The following is a 17,855-nucleotide window of genomic DNA, read 5'->3' as shown; positions in this document are numbered from 1 at the left end:
ACTTGCGTAAGCGGAGACCGTCTCCATATCATCGCTCACGACCTCAAGTGGAGAGTCTCTCCGCTTCATCTCGTTACGTCTTCGGAGTATTCCTTGACCGAGCGAACCCTGCGTGCCGAGCCGAGGCCGGAAACGGCCGGGGCCCCGTCACCTCCGCACCGGCTGGTCCTCCCCATCATCCTGACCTGTCAGCTCATGCTCATCCTCGACGCGACGGTGATGAACGTCGCGCTCCCCCGCATCCAGTCCGAACTCGACTTCACCGATACTGGCCTGTCCTGGGTGATGACCGCGTACAGCCTGGTCTTCGGCGGCTTGCTGCTCCTCGGCGGCCGCGCGGGCGACCTGTTCGGCCGCCGCCGGACGTTCGTCGCCGGCACGGCCGTGTTCACCGCCGCCTCCCTGCTCGGCGGTCTCGCCGGTTCGGCGGAACTGCTCATCGCGGCCCGGGTCGCGCAGGGCGTCGGCGCCGCGCTCGCCGGGCCGAGCACGCTCGCGCTGATCACCAGCACGTTCACCGAAGCCAAGGCGCGAGTGCGCGCGCTGGCGTTGTTCTCGGCGATGTCCAGCAGCGGTTTCGCGATCGGCCTGCTGCTCGGCGGCCTGCTCACCGAATGGATCTCGTGGCGCGCGGCGCTGTACATCAACGTCCCGTTCGGGCTCGCGATCGTGCTGCTCACCTCGCGGTACGTGGCCGATCCGCCCCGGCGGCGCGCCCGGCTGGACCTTCCCGGCGCGTTCACCGGCACCCTCGGTGTCGGCTCGCTCGTGTTCGCCTTCACCCACGCCGCGTCGCACGGCTGGGGCGACACGATCACCCTCGGCGGCCTCGCCGCCGGGCTGGCGTTGCTGACCGCGTTCGTCCTCATCGAGACGAGGGTGCGCGAACCGCTGATCCCCCTGCGCCTGTTCGCCGAACGCGACCGGGCCGCGGCCTACGTCAACTTCTTCCTCGGGCCGATGGCGATGATGTCGATGTTCTTCTTCCTGACCCAGTTCCTGCAGGACATCGCGGGTTTCGCCGCACTGGAGACCGGCTTCGCGTTCCTGCCGATGGCGGTCTGCATGTTCCTGCTGAGCAGGCTGATCCCGAAACTGCTCCCCAGGTTCGGGCCGAAACCGCTCGCGCTGACCGGGACCGCGCTGATGACCGGCGGCGTCGTCTGGCTGACCACCCTGACCACGGACAGCGGCTACTTTTCGCATCTGCTCGGGCCGATGCTGCTGATGGGCGTGGGCGCCGGGCTGGCGTTCTCCCCGCTCAGCGTGATCATCATGGCGACGGTGCCCACGGACGACGCGGGTGCCGCGGGCGGCGCGCTGCAGACGTTGCAGCAGGTCGGGGCGACACTGGGGCTGGCGATCCTGATCACGGTGTTCGGCGCGGCGACGCGGACCCCGTCCGGAAATCCGGCGGAGACCACGGTCGCCGGGATGACCGCGGCCTTCACCGCCGCGGCCGTCGTGACGGCGGTGTCGTTCCTGGTGGCACTGACCTTCCGGCGCCGGGCTTAGAGCTTGACGCCCGCCTGGACCTTGTGCGTGACCTTGCGCTCCATCACGAACGAGAAGAACGGGATGCAGCCGGCGATCAGCACGAGGAGCGTGCCCTTCATCGACCAGCGGGCCTTGATCGCGAGGTCGACCGCGAGCAGCAGGTAGATCAGGTAGAGCCCGCCGTGGACCATGGGGATCATCTTCACGAACTGGGGAAGTTCCACGCGGAAGACGTACTGCAGCAGCATTTCGACGACCAGCCCGAGCAGGGCCACACCGGTGGCGTACGCCGCGACGCGGAACCGGATCAGCGGTCCGCCCAGCGAGACCGGGCGGGCCGGGGCGGCGTCGTCAGTTCGGGTGGTCATAGGGTCTCGAACCTCTCTGGGGACTACTTGTCGCGGGCGTTGAGTTCGCGAAGGTACTGGTTGTACGCGGCGAGCTCGTCGTCCTCGGGGGGCGGCGGCGCCGGGGCACGCCGCTGCCGGGGCGCGGGAACCTCGGGGGCGGTGGTCTCGGCCACCGTTTCCGGGGTGTCGGCCTCGGCGGCTTGGCGGCGAAGCTTGCGGATCCGCCAGAACATGAACGCGGGGAACAGCCCGAACAGCGGCCACTGCAGGACGTAGCCGAGGTTCTGGAACGTCCCGCTGGCCGAGGAGAACCGCTCCCACTGCCACCACGCGAGCCCGCAGCACAGCGCCAGGCTCACCAGGCAGACGCCGGCGATGCCGAGACGGCGCAGGATGACGGGCGAAGCGGACACACATCGACGCTAGCACTGGGCGCGCGGCGAATCCTCGCCGACCTGCACGCTCGGGACCTTGGTCCTACCACCGGCCTCGTGAGTGGCAAGGACGGTCAGGGCCTGCCGGGTCGCGTTGGCGAGCATGTCGCGAAAGCCACTTTCGAGACGTCTGATGTCGCGAAAGTGGCTTTCGCGACACGCCGCAGGCCTTCACCGACTGGACCTCGGTTAGAACGTCTTACCACTCACGAGCGGGTGGCGACGGCCTTCGCGTAGTCGTCCGCCAGCCCGAAGACCTTCTGCGCGTACTCGGTCGAGTTGTTGTACGACAGGATTCCCTGCCACCACCCCGACGCGGCCGCCATGTCCCGGTTGTTCACGCACAGGTAGCGCGCCGCCGCCAGCGTCGCGTCGTCGATCTGCTGCGGGTCGCCGAGGCCGTCGCGGTTGCCGTCGGCGGCGTACCGGCGCCAGGTGCTGGGGATGAACTGCATCGGGCCGACCGCGCGGTCGACGGCCGCGTCGCCGTCGAACTGGCCGCCGTCGGTGTCGCCGATCGCCTTGACGCCGGGCGATCCGTCGAGCGGGACGCCGATGATCGGCTTCGACGGCCGCCCGTCCTGGCCGAGGACGGCGCCGCCGTACTGGCCGTGGTTCGACTCGATCCGGCCGATACCGGCCAGTGTCGCCCACGAGATCTTGCAGTTCGGCTGCATCTGGCGCATCGCCAGTTCGGCGTTGCCGTAGGCGAGCAGCGCCCTGGCCGGGATGCCGGTGGCCTGCGCCGCCCGCTCGGTCCAGGCGGTCAGCGGGTCCTTGCCCGGTTTCGGCTGTGCCTGCTGGGGCGCGGTCTGCTGGGTCGCGCCGCCGGCGACGGTGGCGTTGACCGGCGCGATCGAACCGGGTTCGACGTCCGCCGCCTTGACCTGCAGCGCCGGGATCTCCATCGTCGTGGGGCTCGCGACCGGGGCGGACGCCTTGGTCACCAGCCAGATCCCGCCCGCGGCGAGGGCGAGCACGGCCAGCACGATCACCAGCCTGCCGAGTACGGCGGCGCCCGCCCCGCGGCGGCGCGGAGCGGGCGTGGCCGGGTCGGCGACGAGCTCGTCGTTTTCCGGGGTGGTGCGCACGAAGCGGGTCCTCCAGCGTGGGCGGCGATCACGACCGATGCTCGAACAACGAGCCCGCGCAGGTTAGCGTTACGCGGTCGCCGGAATCGCCCTTGCCACGCCGGTTCACCCGCGCGTGCGAGAAGTTCTCATCAGGCGGACTTCTGCTGCCTCGCCAGCCGAGCCACGCACCAGGCCGGGGCGCTGCCGCGGCGGAGGTGCTGCAGAACGGTCATCGGGCCGAGACGGCGGCTCAGGTCGGACGGGGCGAGCCCGGCCGCGCGGTAGTCGAGCGCGCGCTGGTCGAGCGGGCTGATGCCGGCGTCCCACCAGGCTTCGGCCTCGGCGACCCCGCCGACCATCTGCCACCAGCCGGCGGCCGCGACGAGCAGGTCCTGCGGGACCTCCGGGAGACGGCGGCGCATCGCGTCGAGGTAGCCGGGGTCGGCGGCCTCGACCGGCGCCCAGCGGCCCTGGCCGGACTGCTGACGCTGGCCGGGGATCCCGGGGGCCTGCCTCGGCACGTCGGCCAGCCACGCCGACGCGATGCGATCGGCTTCCTGCTCCTCGGGGGTCTGCTCACGCTCGGCCGCCCACTGCCGGATCAACGCATCGACTCCGGGATCTCCGGTCATCCCTGCCTCCTCATGATTCCCCGACTGACAAGCCCTGACTTACTTGCCCGGCTGAAAGTTCCGCTGCCGTGAGGCTCGCACCTGCGGAAACTCCTCGCCCAGGAGGCCGGCTCCGGCGCCTGGAGGACCAACCGATCACGCAATGTGAGCACCGTAGGGGCGCGGAGGTCTCTTCCGCCAGAGCTTCCCGGGCACGAATTCGTCGACCAGCGGGTTTTCGGGGGCAATCCACCCGGATGGTCGAGTCGTCCGACCGAAATGCGAGACGGGTGACGCTGAGTGATAACGGCTGGTGGTCGCGCACAGCGATCACCGGCGCCACCAGGACACCGGTGATCGTCGCGCGAGGGTCAGGAGAAGAGGCTCCGGACGAACGTCACGATGGCTTCGGCGCCGGACCGGAGCCAGCCGAGCGCGGTGTGGACGGCATCGGCGGATTGCGTCGGCCTGCTGATCAGAAAGAAGAGCACGAGCGCGACGACGGCGATGACAACGAATTTCTTCAAGCCGGGCGACATGGCTCCATCCCATCACACCGTAGTGTCCAGACGATGACTCCGCGCGCACTGCGGACTTTGTCACCACTTTAAGGAGAATCGGGCCCTGTTGCCCACCCGGATTTCCTCGAGGGAGCGATCGATGAGCGAAAACGTTCTCGTCCACCGGGACGGGCCGGTCACGACGATCACGCTGAACCGCCCCGAGTCGCGCAACGCCGTGGACGGACCGACCGCGAACGCTCTCGCCGACGCGTTCCGTGCCTTCGACTCCGACGAGGAGGCCGCGGTCGCCGTCCTCACCGGTTCGGGTGACTGCTTCTGCGCCGGAGCCGATCTGAAGGCCATCGGCACCGGCCGCTCCAACTCGCTCAGCCCGGCGGGTGACGGGCCGATGGGCCCGTCACGCATGGCCCTGTCGAAGCCGGTGATCGCCGCGGTCCGCGGGCACGCCGTCGCGGGCGGGCTGGAGCTGGCGCTGTGGTGCGACCTGCGCGTCGCCGACGCCACGGCCGTCTTCGGCGTGTTCTGCCGCCGCTGGGGCGTGCCGCTGATCGACGGCGGCACGGTGCGCCTCCCCCGGCTGATCGGGCATTCACGGGCGATGGACCTGATCCTCACCGGCAGGCCGGTCGACGCCGACGAGGCGCTCGCGATCGGGCTCGCGAACCGGGTCGTGCCCGACGGCGAAGCACTGGCGGCCGCGCAGGCGCTGGCACGCGATCTGGCCACGTTCCCCCAGGCGTGCCTGCGCGCGGATCGCAAATCCGCGTACGGGCAGTACGGGCTCACCGAAGAAGAGGCGCTGCGTGCCGAGTTCTCGAACGCGCTGATCGACGGCGGGCTCGCCGAAGAGGCCGTCGAAGGTGCGAGCCGGTTCAGTGGCGGCGCGGGGCGTCACGGCAGCTTCGAGGGAGATCGGTCCTAAGGTCTGTCGGATGACAGAAACCGGAGTCGCGCTCAGACCGGTGTCCGAAGACGACCTGCCGATGCTCGAAGCGCTCACGAACGATCCGCGGGCCGCGGGCCCGTTCGAGTGGCATGGCTGGCACGATCCGCATTTCCTGCGCCGCCGCTGGGCCGAGACCGGCATGCTCGCCGCGGACAACGGGATGCTGATGATCGACCTCGGCGGGCAGCGGCTCGGTTTCGTCTCCTGGCACAAGACCAGGACGGGCTCGACGTCGTACTGCTGGAACGCCGGGCTCGTGCTCATCCCCGAGGCACGCGGCCACGGCTACGGGACCGAGGCCCAGCGGCTACTGGTCCGCTACCTCTTCGCGCACACGCAGATGAACCGGGTCGAGGCGTCGACGGAGGCGGGCAACCTCGCCGAGCAGCGCTCCCTGACGAAGGCGGGCTTCACCCGGGAGGGTGTGCTGCGCGGCTACGGGTTCCGGGACGGGGCCTGGCGCGACCACATCCTCTATTCGGTGGTGCGGTCCGACCTGGGCCCCGACCCGGAACACCTTTAGGCGATCGTCCCGGCGGCCCGGAGCCGTTCGATCCCGTCGGCGTCCACGCCGAGTTCGGCGAGGACCTCGGCGGTGTCGCCGCCCTTGGGCCGCGGCGGTTCCGGCGTCTCGGCCGGCGTGCGGTCGAACCTCGGCGCCGGCGCGGGCTGCAGCATGCCGCCGACGTCGACGAAGGTCTTGCGCGCGACGTTGTGCGGATGCGACGGAGCCTCCTTCGGGGAGAGCACCGCCGTCAGGCACGCGTCGGTGCCCTCCGCCTTCGCGACCAGCTCGTCGCGAGTGTGCTTCGCGACGGCTTCGGCGACGATCTTGCGCAGCTTCGGCCACTCGTTCTTGTCGACGTGGACCGGGGTCTCGTCGGGGTCGAGGCCGAGCACCTTCACCAGGTCGCCCCAGAACCGCATCTCGATCGCGCCGATGGCGACGTACTTGCCGTCGGCGGTCTCGTAGGTGTCGTAGAACGGCGCGCCGCCGTCGAGCATGTTCTCGCCGCGCCCACCGGACCACAGCCCGGAATCCAGCAGTCCGTGCAGGCTGGTGGTCAGCAGCGCCGCACCGTCCACCATGGACGCGTCGACCACCTGGCCCTTGCCGGACGTCTGGCGTTCGAACAGCGCCGCCAGCACCCCCATCGCGAGCAGCAGGCCACCGCCGCCGAAGTCACCGACGAGGTTGAGCGGCACCACCGGCCGCTGCCCGGCGTGCCCGATGGGTTCGAGCGCGCCGGAGATGCCGATGTAGTTGATGTCGTGCCCGGCGACGGTCGCCAGCGGGCCGTCCTGGCCGTAGCCGGTCATCCGGCCGTAGACCAGCCGCGGATTGCGGGCGTGGACCTGTTCCGGCCCGATGCCCATCCGCTCGGCGACGCCGGGGCGGAAACCCTCGATGAGCACGTCGGCGTCGTCGGCGAGTTTCAGCACCAGTTCGACGCCCTCGGGGGTCTTGGTGTTGATCCCGATCGACCGCCTGCCGCGCGCGAGCGGATCGTTCGGGAAGCCGATGACGTCGTTGCCCGGTGCCGCCCGGTCGATCCGGACGACCTCCGCGCCGAGATCGGCGAGGATCGTGCAGGCGAACGGCGCCGGGGCGAGCCCGGCCAGTTCGACGACCTTGAGCCCGCTGAGCGGGCCGGCCTTTTTCGCCACGTCTTTCCTTTCTGCGCCAACGGTTCCGCTACAGCGTGCGGGAGATGATTTCCTTCATGATCTCGCTGGTGCCGCCGAAGATGCGGGAGATCCGGATGTCGGCCCACGCGCGCGCGATCGGGTACTCGGTCATGTAGCCATAGCCGCCGAAGAGCTGCAGGCAGTCGTCGACGACCTTGTTGACCCGTTCGGTGGTCCACAGCTTCGCCATCGCCGCGCCCTGCACGTCGAGTTCCTTGCGCAGGTGCCGTTCGATGCACTGGTCGAGGAACGCGCGCGACACCGCGGCCTCGGTCGCCGCCTCGGCGAGCTTGAACTTCGTGTTCTGGAAGTTGTAGACCGGGCGGCCGAACGCCTGGCGGTCCTTGGTGTAGGCGATGGTCTGGTCGATCGCGGCCTCCATCCCGGCGACCGCGGTGACGGCGATGATCAGCCGTTCCTGCGGAAGCTGCTGCATCAGCTGGATGAAGCCGAGGCCTTCCTGCGCGCCGAGGAGGTTGGCGGCGGGGACGCGGACGTCGTCGAAGTTCAGCTCCGCGGTGTCCTGGCCCTTGAGGCCGATCTTGTCGAGGACGCGGCCGCGGCTGAAGCCCGGGGTGTCGGTCTCGACGGCGATCAGCGAGACACCCTGCGCGCCGGCGTCGGGGTCGGTCTTCACCGCGACCACGACGAGGTCGGCGTGGAAACCGTTGGTGATGAACGTCTTCGCGCCGTTGATCACGTAGTGGTCGCCGTCGCGGACCGCGCGGGTCTTGATGTTCTGCAGGTCCGAACCGGTGCCGGGTTCGGTCATCGCGACCGCGCCGACCATCTCGCCGGAGGCGAACTTCGGCAGCCACGCCTTCTTCTGTTCTTCGTTCGCGTACTCGAGGATGTAGTGCGCGACGATTCCATTGTGGACGGTGACACCCCATGCGCTGTCGCCGGAGCGGGCCTGCTCTTCGTAGAGCACGGCCTCGTGGGCGAACGTGCCGCCGCCACCGCCGTACTCCTCCGGGATGGACAGGGCCAGCAGGCCGACCTCGCCCGCCTTCGTCCACAGCTCGCGGTCGACCTTCTTCTCGGCCGCCCAGCGCTCCTGGTTCGGCACGAGTTCCTTCTGGCAGAAGGTCCGGGCGAGGTCCCGGAGGTCTTCGAGCTCCGTCGTGCTCCACGAACTCTTCTGGATCTGCAAGGGCACGGCCAACGCCTCCTGATCGGACCTGGAAAACATGACGCTTAGAATGTAAGTTCCATGCGGAATGTACATCCGTACCGAGCTGCACGTAAAGGGGGCAGGATCCGGTGAGTGTGCTCGGCAGGACCCACCGCACCCAGGCCGAGCGGCGCGAGCAGACCCGCGCCGCCCTGCTCGACGCGACCATCGACTGCCTGGTCGACCTCGGCTACGCGCGCACCTCGGTCCAGGAGATCTGCGCCCGCGCCGGCGTCTCGAAGGGCGCCGTGCAGCATCACTTCTCGGCGAAGGCCGAGCTCATGGCGGCCGCCGTCGAGCATCTGACGGAGAAACTGCGCGGACGCCTCGCGGCGTCGATCACGGCGCTCCCCGGCGGCGCCTCGGGTGTCGCGGCGGCGATCGACCTGCTGTGGGAGGGCTACTCCGGCACGCTGTCCACAGCGGCCACGGAGCTGTGGGTGGCGGCGCGCACCGACCCCGAGCTCCGCGAAGCGATCCGCCCGGTCGACAAGGCTTTGGGCCGCTCGACGCTGGAGCACGTCACCGCCGTCGCCGGGGATCTCCCGAAGGAACGCGCGGAGATCCTGTTCTGGCTGACCGTGAACCTCACGCGCGGGCTGGCGCTGGACGCCGAACTCGGCGGCGATCCGAAGCGGCGCCGGCAATTGCTCGACGAATGGAAACGCGTCGCGGTCATGTTGTACGAGGACAGCTCCGCGTAGCACGCGCGAAAGCCCTTGACCAGAGCACAGCTGACACTTATCCCGTCGGCCGATCCGTGGTGGAATTCCTTGCTGGACAACGGAACCAGCGGAGGAGTCGACCATGAACGCGCCGCAGCAGCAGCCGTACCAACCGACTGGCCCGTTCGGCGCAACACCGCCCCCGCGACCGCCGTCAGATCTGCGGCTCCCCCGCCTTTTCGCCGCGATGATGGGGGTTTTCGCCGGCCTGCTGGTCCTCATCGCGACTTTTCTCCCGCAGTCGACGTACGAGCAGGTCTCCGACGGCAAGACGGTGTCGAAATTCGCCGAGACCGGCTGGACGCGGACCTTCGACATCGAACCGTCGGCGGAGGAAAAGGAGTTCTACGACAAGACGCATGTCGCCCGCTACGGCATCCCGTTGTCCGCCGCCGCGTTGACCCTGTTTGCCGGGGCCGCGGTGGGTTTCGCCGCGTACCAGCGCAGTTCGGGTTCGCCCGCCGCGACGACGTCGAGGACGCTGCTCATCGCGGGCGGAGCGGGGACCGCGGCCTGCGTCTGGATGCTCGGCATGGACATCTCGGCGAGCCTGAGCTTCGGCCAGGACACCGGCCGGTTCGTCTCGCGCTATGGGACCGGGAGCGGATTCTGGATCCTGCTCGCCGGCGGGCTCGTGGCGTTGCTCACGATCGGGCTGGCGGTCGTGGCCAACCGTCGTGAACCGGCGTCGCCCCGGCAGGCCCCTTACCCCGCCGCCTACACCCCTTACCCGCCCGGCATTCCTCCGCGGCAATACCTGCAGGCCTACGAGCCGCCGTCGCCGCCGACCCCGCCCGCGGGATCCGCGTTGCAGCAGCAGGACATCCTCCGTCCCTCCCCCGGCAACCCGCCTCAGCCGGGCAATACGTGAAACTGATTCACATCAGCGGTGGACAGTCTCCATACCGGCGGTATGCTGTACTCGTCGGTAACACCTGGGCTCTGCGTGGCGCCTCCCCGGCTCCGCGCGGTATGGAACGGAGACGGCATGACGAGCACGACACCGGCGAGCGCGGGCCACCACACCGAAGGACCGGCCACCATCGGCGACGTCCCCGGCGCCCCGGCCGCGGCCAGGGCGGAACGGCTCGTGCGCCGGGTCGTGGGCGGGGCGGATTCCGCGCCGGTCCAGATGCGCGCGCCCTTCACCGGGCAGCCGATCGCGACGCTGCCCCAAGCCACCGACGCCGACGTCCGCGCCGTGTTCGACCAGGCGCGGGAGGCTCAGCGCGCGTGGGCCGAGCGGCCGGTCGAAGACCGCCAGCGCATCCTGATCCGCCTGCACGACCTGGTGCTGAAGCGGCAGGAAGAGGCGCTCGACCTCGTGCAGATCGAGGCGGGCAAGGCGCGGATGGACGCCTTCGACGAGGTCAGCGCCACCGCCCTCGTCGCCGCCTACTACGGCAAGCACAGCGCGAAGATCCTCTCGCCGCGTCGCGCCGCCGGGCTGATCCCGGTACTGACGAAGGTCGGTGAGATCCGGCACCCCAAGGGTGTCGTCGGGATCATCTCGCCGTGGAACTACCCGCTCGCGCTGACCGCGATGGACGTCCTCCCCGCGCTCGCGGCGGGCAACACCGTCGTGCAGAAGCCGGACAACCAGACCGCGCTCTCGGCGCTGTGGCTGCAGGAGGTCGCCGAGGAGGCCGGGCTGCCCGCCGGTGTCTGGCAGATCGTGCTCGGCCGCGGCTCGCAGATCGGTGACGCGCTGGTCGAGGAGTCGGACTATCTCTGCTTCACCGGCTCCACGCCCACGGGCAAGGGTCTCGCCGCGAAGGTGGCGGAGCGCCTGACGAGCTACTCGCTCGAACTCGGCGGCAAGAACCCGATGATCGTGCTGCCCGACGCGGACATCGCCAAGACCGCGACCGGCGCGGTGACCGCGTGCTTCTCCTCCGCCGGGCAGCTGTGCGTCTCGGTCGAACGCATCTACGTCCACGAGTCGATCCGCGAGGAGTTCACCCGCGCCTTCGTCGCCAAGACCGCCGCGCTGCGGCTCGGCGGCGCCCTGGACTACCAGGCGCAGATGGGATCTTTGACCTCGGAGGCCCAGCTGGAGACGGTGTCGGCGCATGTCGAGGACGCCCGGTCCAAGGGCGCGAAGGTGCTCACCGGCGGTAAGGCCCGGCCCGACCTCGGCCCGCTGTTCTACGAGCCGACCGTGCTCACCGACGTCACCGAGGACGTCAAGCTGTTCGCGGAGGAGACCTTCGGGCCGGTCGTGTCGATCTACGGCTACACCGACGTCACCGACGCGATCGAACGCGCCAACGACACGAAGTTCGGGCTGAACGCGAGCGTGTGGTCGCGCAACGGCCGGGCGGGCTGGGAGGTCGCGGCGCGGCTGAAGGCCGGGACCGTCAACGTCAACGAGGGTTTCGCGGCGACCTTCGGGACCGTGGGACTGCCGATGGGCGGGATGAAGGAGTCCGGCGTCGGGCGGCGCAACGGTGCCGAAGGCCTGCTCAAGTACACCGAGGCCCAGGCGATCGCGGTGCAGCGCGGGATGCCGCTGCGCCCCGGCCGCGGAATCCCGCCGAAGCTCTGGGCGCGAGGGCTGAGCGCCGGTCTCAAGGCGCTCCGCCGCCTCCCGCGCCGCTGAAGGTCGAGTTTCCTCGGCTCAGCCGAGGGAAGGGGTCCTTCACGCGCCAGCCGCTGTGACTTGTAGGGCTGGTGGTGTTGCTGGCGCCACGGAGGGCGGTCGCGTAAGTCCGTGAAGGCCTCCTTCCCTACCTTCAGGGTAGGTAAGGAGGCCCTCACGGACCTGCGACCCATGCCGCCACATTCAGAGGACTAAACGCGGCTAGGGAGAGGTCGGTGCGGCCAGCAGGCCCCGGTCGTAGGCGATCGCGACGGCCTCGGCCCGGCGGCTCGCGCCGAGTTTCGCCATCACGCGTGAAAGGTGGACGCTCACCGTCTTCTCGCTGATGTACAGCTCTTCGCCGACCTGCCGGTTGGTCCGGCCGAGCGCGACGCGCTCCAGCACGTCGCGTTCCCGATCGGTCAGCGGATCCACGACGTCACGCCGCGGCGCCACGGCCTCCCCGGGCAGCTCGACACGCGCCCGGTGGCTGAGCTCGCGGACGGCTTCGCGCAGCGGGCAGGCGCCCAGCCGATCGGCCACCGCGTGCGCGGCCAGCAGCTCCGACGTGGCGAGCGCGGTGTCGCCGTCCGAAGCCAGCAGGGACTTCGCGTGCTGCAGACGGCACATGGCCTGCTCGTACACCGCGCCGTACCCGAACGCCTCGACGGCCTTCGCCCACAGCGCCGGATCCCCCGCGCCACGCAGGCAGCTGCCGAGCGCCTCCAGCCGGGCGAGCCACGCCAGCGCTTCCGGGCCCAGCGTCACCGAACGCGGGATGCCGTGTTCGGCGCAGTGGCGGCCGTGGGCGAGGAACTTCTCGCCAGACTCCACTGCTTCCTCGACCGTCGCCAGATCGCCGCGGACCCGTGCTTCGGCCGCCTGGGCGACGGCCGCGGTGAGACCGTGCACGCTGATCCGGATCCCGCCGAGCACGGCGGGTTCGAGCTCTTCGAGCCAGTCGATCAGCTCGTGCGCCTGCCGCACGGCGCCCGCGTGGTCCCCTCGCCACGACGCGAGCTGGATCGCGGCGTCGGCCGACGCGAGCGCGATCGAGTAGTCCGCGCTCCAGTGCTGCCGCAGGCTCGGCAGGATCTTGTCCGCGTCGGCGAACCGGCCCCTGCCGACGACGAACTGCGCCCAGATGCTCAGGAACCGCCCGGCGACGACACTCGAAACACCGCGGCCCGCGCGGCCCGCGTCGTCGTCTTCCGGCCAATCGCCGCTGACGTACCGCAGCGTGAGGTGCTTGGTCCGCAGCTCGATGCCGAACGAGCTCCAGGTCAGCCCGGTCTCCTTGGCCCGCTTGATGCCCTTGGCGTAGTACTTCAGCGCGGACCGGATCTCGGCCCGGTCGTCGTAGCTCAGCCCGAGGAAATGCAGGGCCCGTAGCTCACCGTTGAGCGCGCCGGAATCCCTGGCCTTCCGCTCGGCCTCGCGCAGCCGCTCCCGCGCCTCCTCGACGTCGCCCGCCGAATCGGCCAGCGTCCCGAGCGAGACCAGCGCCGCCGCCTCCGCCCCGCCCGCGCCGACGGCCCTGGCGTCGGCGACCGCGGCCAGCGCGCACTGCAGCGCCTCGTCGTGCCGGTCGATCAGCCGCAGGATCCCGGCGCGGGTGGCGAGCACCCACGCCCGCGCGGCACTCGCCCCGGTGTGCTCGACCAGCTTCCAGGCCTTGTCGATCGCCTCGACGACCTCGTCGATCGTGCCGTCGACCGAAAGCAGCGCTTCCGCGTGCCGCCGCCAGACCTTGGCGGCCCGTTCGTTGCCGGTGTCCGGGCCGAGCGCCTCGGTCGCGGACCGCGAGTAGGCCACCGCGCGCTCCGGCTCCCCCGAAGTGCTCGCGAAATACGACGCCTCGTGCAGGAGGCGGAGCTCGTCGACACCCGGCGGCCGGTCCGCCGCGGGGACGGCGTCCCAAATGGACAGTGCCTGCTCGACGTGCCGCAGCGCGGAACCGGGCGCGCCCAGCTTCTCCGCCTCCTCCATCGCGCGCAGCAGCGCGGCCAGCGCGGTGACGAAGTCCTTGCTCTCCATGCTGTGGTGCGCGAGCCGCGCGTCCTGGCCGCGGCCCTGTGCCCGGTCGCGGATGCGGGCCGCGTACGCCGCGTGCATGCGCACCCGCTCCCCCGGCAGCAGGTCGCCGTACACCGCTTCCTGCAGCAGCGCGTGGCGGAAGGTGTAGAAACCGTTCTCGATCACCAGCACGTGATGCTGCACGGCCTCGCGCAGCGCCTCGTCGAGTTCGAGCTCGTCCAGCCCGGAGATCTCGGCGAGCGCGGCGTGCGCCACCGCGTCCTTCGCGACCGAGACCACGCGCAGCACCCGGCGCGTGATCTGGGAGAGCTGCTCCACCCTGGCGAGGAGTACTTCGGCCAGCCCGGCGGGGAGCTCGCGGCAGTCCTTCGCGGACGCGAGCAGCTCCTCGACGAAGAACGGATTGCCCTCGGACCGGGCGACGATGTCGGCGATCAGGTCCTGGCCGATCGGCTCGTCGGCCAGCGCCTCGACGAACGCGCGCGCGTCCTCGGCGCCGAACGGCTTGACCTCGACGCGTTCGACGGCGCCGAGCCGCACCACCTCGGACAGCACCGCCCGGAGCGGATGCCGCCGGTGGACGTCCTCCTCGCGGTAGCTCGCCACCACCAGCAACCGCTGGGTGCGCAGCCTGGTCAGGAGGAAGGACAGGAGGTTCCGGGTGGAGCCGTCGGCCCAGTGCAGATCCTCCAGCAGGATCACCACGGGCCGGCGCTGCGCGATGACGGTCAGCACCCCCAGTACCGCGTCGAACAGCTGGAGCTGGCCGAGGTCCCGTTCGGGCCCGAGGCGTTGCGTCGACACGCGTTCGCTCGCGGTGAGCTGACCGTCTTCGATGGCGGGGTAGTCCTCCGCCTGCTGCATCTGCGGGAGCAGCCTGCCCAGCGCCGGCCGGGCCCGGAGCGCGGCGGTGACCGCGGGATCGGACGTCGTCGCCAGCGGCGCCAGCGCCTCGGCGAACGGAAGATAAGGAAGACCGCCCTCATGGACGTCGATACAGCGCCCGGTGAGCACCAGGGCGCCGGTGCCGGCGGCGTACTCGCCGAGCGCGGTCAGGAGGCGGGTCTTGCCGACGCCGGCGTCACCGGAGAGCAGCACCGCGCCGGCCTCGCCCCGTTCTGCACGGGCGAAGGCGGCGCGGAGCTGCCGCATCTCCTGAGTGCGGGCGACGATCGGGATTCCGGAGCCAAGACGGGGCACGAGGTGCATTCTTGCCTACCGGGCCGACAACTTCGCCTGTGTTTTCGCCGAGAGCTTCATCGCACTCGACCTCTACCGGGTGACGTCGCCGCTGCGGGCGGGCGCCTGCCGGACCTCTCGGCGCTCCTGGGCGGGCACCCGGACTTCGGCACGCTGCGCGCGCATCCGCTTGCCCGCCCGGCGGGCCCGGTCGACCCATACGCTGCGGCCCGCTCGCTGCAGCTCTTCGCGCCGGTACTCGACCTCGGCCAGTACGCCGGTGAGCAGAGCGTCGTTCGTGTTCATTCTTTTCCCCTTAGGAACTCACTGCCTTGTTGGTAGTGACGAGATTCGTCCTGAGGGGTGCCCTGAGGCATCGGGTGATCACCTACACCCGGACGTGATTCGACCCCTTACGCCGGCCCATCCCCTGCTCGGGGGGCGTAAGGGGTCGAGTTCGATGGTCTCTAGCCGTGATCCGGGCCACTCGCGCGCACAGCGCCGAGCAGCCCCCGCCAAGCCTGCGGGGAGAGGCGGAAGGCACCTCCCTCAGGGTCCTTGGAGTCCCTCAGCGCGGCACCGGAACCGGTGAAGGCGACCTCGACGCAGTCGTTGCCGCCACCGCTGTGGCTGCTCTTGAACCACCGGGCCTGGGAAAGGTCATCGTTGGGCGTCATGCTCCCCACTCCTTACTTGTTTCCAGTGACTTTCCGGAAGGGCCGCCTGTTCGGCGAACCTCCCGGCGGCCTCGGCGATCACCTCGACCGAGTCGTCCGGCTTCAACGCGGCGGCACGCAGATGGTCGAACATCAACGCGTATCGCCGGACGTCCGGGGGTTCCTCCAGGTAGAGCCCGCTGGAGGTGCTGTCGACGTAGACCACGTCGGTGTCGGCCAGTTCGGGGAAGCCCATGATGAGGAACGGACCCTCCATCCCGGGATGGGCACCCGCGCCGAACGGCACGATCTGGACGGTCACGTTCGCCCTCCCCGCCATCGTGACCATCCGGTACAGCTGTTCCGCCATGACCTCGGGCCCGTCGACAACGCGGTGCAGGACCGCTTCGTCGATGACGGCCCAGTACTCCGGTGGCGAGGGATCGGTCAGCAGCTCCTGCCGCGCCATCCTCGCCGCCACCCGGCGCCTGATCTCGGCGTCCTCGGCGTCGGGCCGCATCGCCCTGATCACGGCCTTGGCGTAGCGCTCGGTCTGCAGGAGGCCCGGCACCAGCAGCGCCTGGAACGCCCGCAGCGAACTCGCGTCCGCCTCCAAGCCGACGAACGTGCCGGTGAACACTTCGTTATACGCGTGCCACCAGCCGCGTTTGCGGGCCTCCCTCGCCAGCTGGACGAGCGCCTCCTGCTCGTCGCCCGCGATGCCGTACAGCTCGAGCATGTCGCGCGCGTCGCGCGGGGTGACGCCGACGTGCCCCGTCTCGATCCGGCTGACCTTCGACGCCGAGCATTCGAGCTTCTCGCTCACCTCGTCGATGGTGAGGTCGGCCGCCTCGCGCAACCGCCTCAGCTCACTCGCCAGCCGCCGGCGGCGCACGGTGGGTCCCTGACCTCTCGTCATCACGGCACCTCCACAAGCTGTCCGAGCACCAACGATCGCGACATCGCGGAGAACAGTGTTCAGGAACCCCGCACGAAGCACATCTAACCAGCCCGAGACACATTCGGTGAGATGGTCACACGACCATTTTCACCCACGCGTCGATTTTCATCCTGCAATTTGCAGATTGCCGTTGTAGGTTGAGCATTGTGCAACGCGGTACGCCCGCCCTCACCGGCGGCAGCGGATCCGCTCGCGGCACGGGCGCGGGGCCGCGAGCTGCACCGATGGGCTTTCGGAAGGATACCCGTCGAAGCCGGATTCACCCCCGGTGCAGGGCCGGAGCCGTCCCCCGATCGGTTCCGGCCCTCCCTTTATGCCCGCATTCCCGTAATGCTCTGGCTCCAGATGTTAAAGCGTTTCGTCATTCCCTCTAAAGGGTGGACGAGAAGAGAACTCCGATGCGGAACGTCACACGACTCGGAGCAGACCTTCCTGCACGACGGTGGCGATATGCGTTCCGTCCGCGGCGAAGAACCGGCCGGTCGCCAGCCCCCGGGCACCCGACGCGGTCGGCGACGCGCTGTCGTAGAGGAACCACTCGTCGGCCCGGAACGGGCGGTGGAACCAGAGCGCGTGGTCGAGGCTCGCGCCGAGCACCTTGTCGAGATCCCAGTAGACGCCGTGGCGCGCGAGTACCGAGTCCAGAAGGGTCATGTCGGAGGCGTAGGTCAGCACGCAGACGTGCAGCAGCTGCTGATCCGGGAGCTTGCCGTCGGCCCGCATCCAGACCTGGTTCCTGGCGGGCCGGTCGCCCGACTTCCTGGTCACCCACGGCGGGTCGTTGACGTAGCGCAGGTCGATCGGGCGCGGCCGGTCGAGATGGCCCATGAAGTACCCCTCGGCCCGCTCCTGCAGCGTCGGGAGCGACTCGGGATCGGGGACGTCCGGCATGGCCTCGGAGTGCTCGATACCGCCCTCGTCCTTCTGGAACGAGGCGGACAGGGAGAAGATCGCCTTGCCGTGCTGGATGCCCACGACGCGGCGCGTGGTGAACGAGCGGCCGTCGCGGATGCGGTCGACCTCGTAGACGATCGGGACGCTCGGGTCGCCGCCGCGGATGAAGTACGCGTGCAGCGAGTGGACCTTCCGCTCCTCGGGGACCGTGCGGCCGGCGGCGACCAGCGCCTGCCCCGCGACCTGCCCGCCGAACACCCGCACCGGCGAATGCGCGGGCGAGACGCCGCGGAAGATGTTCTCCTCGATCTTCTCCAAGTCCAGCAGCGCGACCAGCCGGTCGAGCACGGGCTGTCCGCCCGTCCCGCCGGCGTTGTCGAAACCGGCCGCGGCTTCCCTGGCCATCTCAGTCATGTCATGGACTTTAGGCCGTGCGGGTGCTCGGAGCCTCCGTGAGGCGGGACGTTTGTCGCGAAGGCCACCTTCAGGACGTCTCGGATCGGTACCGTTGGTCGTGAGTGGCG

Annotated in this window: 18 protein-coding genes; 6 read left to right on the top strand and 12 right to left on the bottom strand. The window is 70.0% G+C overall.

Features of this window, described 5'->3' with window-relative positions; translation table 11 throughout:
* Positions 1-93: 93 nt before the first annotated feature.
* Positions 94-1,515, top strand: coding sequence for an MFS transporter (locus tag ACZ1DY_RS14775; RefSeq protein WP_465484692.1), 1,422 nt, complete (start codon positions 94-96; stop codon positions 1,513-1,515).
* Here the strand turns inward: ACZ1DY_RS14775 and ACZ1DY_RS14770 are convergent.
* From ACZ1DY_RS14770 to ACZ1DY_RS14750, 5 genes are all read right to left on the bottom strand, one after another.
* On the bottom strand, positions 1,512-1,865 hold the full coding sequence (locus ACZ1DY_RS14770) for a DUF3817 domain-containing protein (RefSeq protein WP_034322453.1): 354 nt from the start codon (positions 1,863-1,865) through the stop codon (positions 1,512-1,514). The two genes, ACZ1DY_RS14775 and ACZ1DY_RS14770, sit on opposite strands and share 4 nt — an antisense overlap.
* A 23-nt stretch (positions 1,866-1,888) precedes the next feature.
* Entirely contained in the window at positions 1,889-2,260 is a 372-nt protein-coding gene (locus ACZ1DY_RS14765; protein ID WP_257487983.1) for a hypothetical protein, read from the bottom strand.
* 227 nt (positions 2,261-2,487) lie between these two features.
* Entirely contained in the window at positions 2,488-3,372 is an 885-nt protein-coding gene (locus ACZ1DY_RS14760) for a lytic transglycosylase domain-containing protein (protein ID WP_126734843.1), read from the bottom strand.
* Positions 3,373-3,503: 131 nt separating this feature from the next.
* Positions 3,504-3,986: a helix-turn-helix transcriptional regulator gene (locus ACZ1DY_RS14755; protein WP_126734844.1), complete on the bottom strand. Its 483-nt coding sequence runs from the start codon at positions 3,984-3,986 to the stop codon at positions 3,504-3,506.
* Positions 3,987-4,336: 350 nt separating this feature from the next.
* Complete coding sequence (locus ACZ1DY_RS14750; protein ID WP_162182762.1) at positions 4,337-4,492, bottom strand: hypothetical protein; 156 nt, start codon at positions 4,490-4,492, stop codon at positions 4,337-4,339.
* 133 nt (positions 4,493-4,625) lie between these two features.
* Here ACZ1DY_RS14750 and ACZ1DY_RS14745 point away from each other — a divergent pair, with 133 nt between their 5' ends.
* Together ACZ1DY_RS14745 and ACZ1DY_RS14740 are read left to right on the top strand one after the other, a co-directional pair.
* On the top strand, positions 4,626-5,411 hold the full coding sequence (locus tag ACZ1DY_RS14745) for a crotonase/enoyl-CoA hydratase family protein (RefSeq protein WP_465484691.1): 786 nt from the start codon (positions 4,626-4,628) through the stop codon (positions 5,409-5,411).
* 10 nt (positions 5,412-5,421) lie between these two features.
* Positions 5,422-5,958 (top strand): GNAT family N-acetyltransferase, encoded by a 537-nt coding sequence (locus tag ACZ1DY_RS14740; protein ID WP_257487987.1) that lies wholly within the window; start codon positions 5,422-5,424, stop codon positions 5,956-5,958.
* Here ACZ1DY_RS14740 and ACZ1DY_RS14735 read toward each other — a convergent pair.
* Both ACZ1DY_RS14735 and ACZ1DY_RS14730 read right to left on the bottom strand, forming a co-directional pair.
* A complete protein-coding gene (locus ACZ1DY_RS14735) occupies positions 5,955-7,103 on the bottom strand; it encodes a CaiB/BaiF CoA transferase family protein (protein WP_465484690.1) in 1,149 nt (382 codons plus the stop codon). The two genes, ACZ1DY_RS14740 and ACZ1DY_RS14735, sit on opposite strands and share 4 nt — an antisense overlap.
* A gap of 28 nt (positions 7,104-7,131) precedes the next feature.
* Positions 7,132-8,283 carry an acyl-CoA dehydrogenase family protein gene (locus ACZ1DY_RS14730; protein ID WP_126734982.1) on the bottom strand — a complete coding sequence of 384 codons (1,152 nt, stop codon included), beginning with the start codon at positions 8,281-8,283 and terminating at the stop codon, positions 7,132-7,134.
* Between the two features lie 104 nt (positions 8,284-8,387).
* On the opposite strand from ACZ1DY_RS14730, the gene ACZ1DY_RS14725 reads away from it, so the two are divergent.
* The 3 genes from ACZ1DY_RS14725 (at position 8,388) to ACZ1DY_RS14715 (ending at position 11,625) form a co-directional block, all read left to right on the top strand.
* On the top strand, positions 8,388-9,002 hold the full coding sequence (locus ACZ1DY_RS14725; protein WP_185927221.1) for a TetR/AcrR family transcriptional regulator: 615 nt from the start codon (positions 8,388-8,390) through the stop codon (positions 9,000-9,002).
* 103 nt (positions 9,003-9,105) lie between these two features.
* Entirely contained in the window at positions 9,106-9,894 is a 789-nt protein-coding gene (locus ACZ1DY_RS14720; RefSeq protein ID WP_465484689.1) for a hypothetical protein, read from the top strand.
* Between the two features lie 117 nt (positions 9,895-10,011).
* Positions 10,012-11,625, top strand: a complete 1,614-nt coding sequence (locus tag ACZ1DY_RS14715) for a succinic semialdehyde dehydrogenase (RefSeq protein ID WP_257487989.1) — start codon at positions 10,012-10,014, stop codon at positions 11,623-11,625.
* Positions 11,626-11,826: 201 nt separating this feature from the next.
* Here the strand turns inward: ACZ1DY_RS14715 and ACZ1DY_RS14710 are convergent, their stop codons facing one another.
* The 5 genes from ACZ1DY_RS14710 to ACZ1DY_RS14690 form a co-directional block, all read right to left on the bottom strand.
* Complete coding sequence (locus ACZ1DY_RS14710; RefSeq protein ID WP_465484688.1) at positions 11,827-14,850, bottom strand: helix-turn-helix transcriptional regulator; 3,024 nt, start codon at positions 14,848-14,850, stop codon at positions 11,827-11,829.
* A gap of 63 nt (positions 14,851-14,913) precedes the next feature.
* Positions 14,914-15,126, bottom strand: a complete 213-nt coding sequence (locus ACZ1DY_RS14705) for a hypothetical protein (RefSeq protein WP_257487991.1) — start codon at positions 15,124-15,126, stop codon at positions 14,914-14,916.
* A gap of 161 nt (positions 15,127-15,287) precedes the next feature.
* On the bottom strand, positions 15,288-15,497 hold the full coding sequence (locus tag ACZ1DY_RS14700) for a DUF397 domain-containing protein (RefSeq protein ID WP_125688181.1): 210 nt from the start codon (positions 15,495-15,497) through the stop codon (positions 15,288-15,290).
* On the bottom strand, positions 15,481-16,395 hold the full coding sequence (locus ACZ1DY_RS14695; protein ID WP_192745500.1) for a helix-turn-helix domain-containing protein: 915 nt from the start codon (positions 16,393-16,395) through the stop codon (positions 15,481-15,483). The genes ACZ1DY_RS14700 and ACZ1DY_RS14695 overlap by 17 nt, the downstream gene beginning before the upstream one ends.
* Before the next feature lie 450 nt (positions 16,396-16,845).
* Complete coding sequence (locus ACZ1DY_RS14690; protein ID WP_192745501.1) at positions 16,846-17,745, bottom strand: acyl-CoA thioesterase; 900 nt, start codon at positions 17,743-17,745, stop codon at positions 16,846-16,848.
* Positions 17,746-17,855: the final 110 nt, after the last annotated feature.

Source organism: Amycolatopsis sp. PSD-21, from assembly GCF_055561455.1.
Note: the sequence above shows the minus strand (reverse complement) of the source record. Positions and strands in the feature narration are given on the sequence as shown.

Bases quoted from the DNA above. Each gene is read 5' to 3' on its own strand.
- ACZ1DY_RS14770 (WP_034322453.1), bottom strand. From the start codon at position 1,865: ATGACCACCCGAACTGACGACGCCGCCCCGGCCCGCCCGGTCTCGCTG.
- ACZ1DY_RS14755 (WP_126734844.1), bottom strand. From the start codon at position 3,986: ATGACCGGAGATCCCGGAGTCGATGCGTTGATCCGGCAGTGGGCGGCC.
- ACZ1DY_RS14745 (WP_465484691.1), top strand. From the start codon at position 4,626: ATGAGCGAAAACGTTCTCGTCCACCGGGACGGGCCGGTCACGACGATC.
- ACZ1DY_RS14740 (WP_257487987.1), top strand. From the start codon at position 5,422: ATGACAGAAACCGGAGTCGCGCTCAGACCGGTGTCCGAAGACGACCTG.
- ACZ1DY_RS14720 (WP_465484689.1), top strand. From the start codon at position 9,106: ATGAACGCGCCGCAGCAGCAGCCGTACCAACCGACTGGCCCGTTCGGC.
- ACZ1DY_RS14715 (WP_257487989.1), top strand. From the start codon at position 10,012: ATGACGAGCACGACACCGGCGAGCGCGGGCCACCACACCGAAGGACCG.
- ACZ1DY_RS14710 (WP_465484688.1), bottom strand. From the start codon at position 14,850: ATGCACCTCGTGCCCCGTCTTGGCTCCGGAATCCCGATCGTCGCCCGC.
- ACZ1DY_RS14705 (WP_257487991.1), bottom strand. From the start codon at position 15,126: ATGAACACGAACGACGCTCTGCTCACCGGCGTACTGGCCGAGGTCGAG.
- ACZ1DY_RS14700 (WP_125688181.1), bottom strand. From the start codon at position 15,497: ATGACGCCCAACGATGACCTTTCCCAGGCCCGGTGGTTCAAGAGCAGC.
- ACZ1DY_RS14695 (WP_192745500.1), bottom strand. From the start codon at position 16,395: ATGACGAGAGGTCAGGGACCCACCGTGCGCCGCCGGCGGCTGGCGAGT.
- ACZ1DY_RS14690 (WP_192745501.1), bottom strand. From the start codon at position 17,745: ATGACTGAGATGGCCAGGGAAGCCGCGGCCGGTTTCGACAACGCCGGC.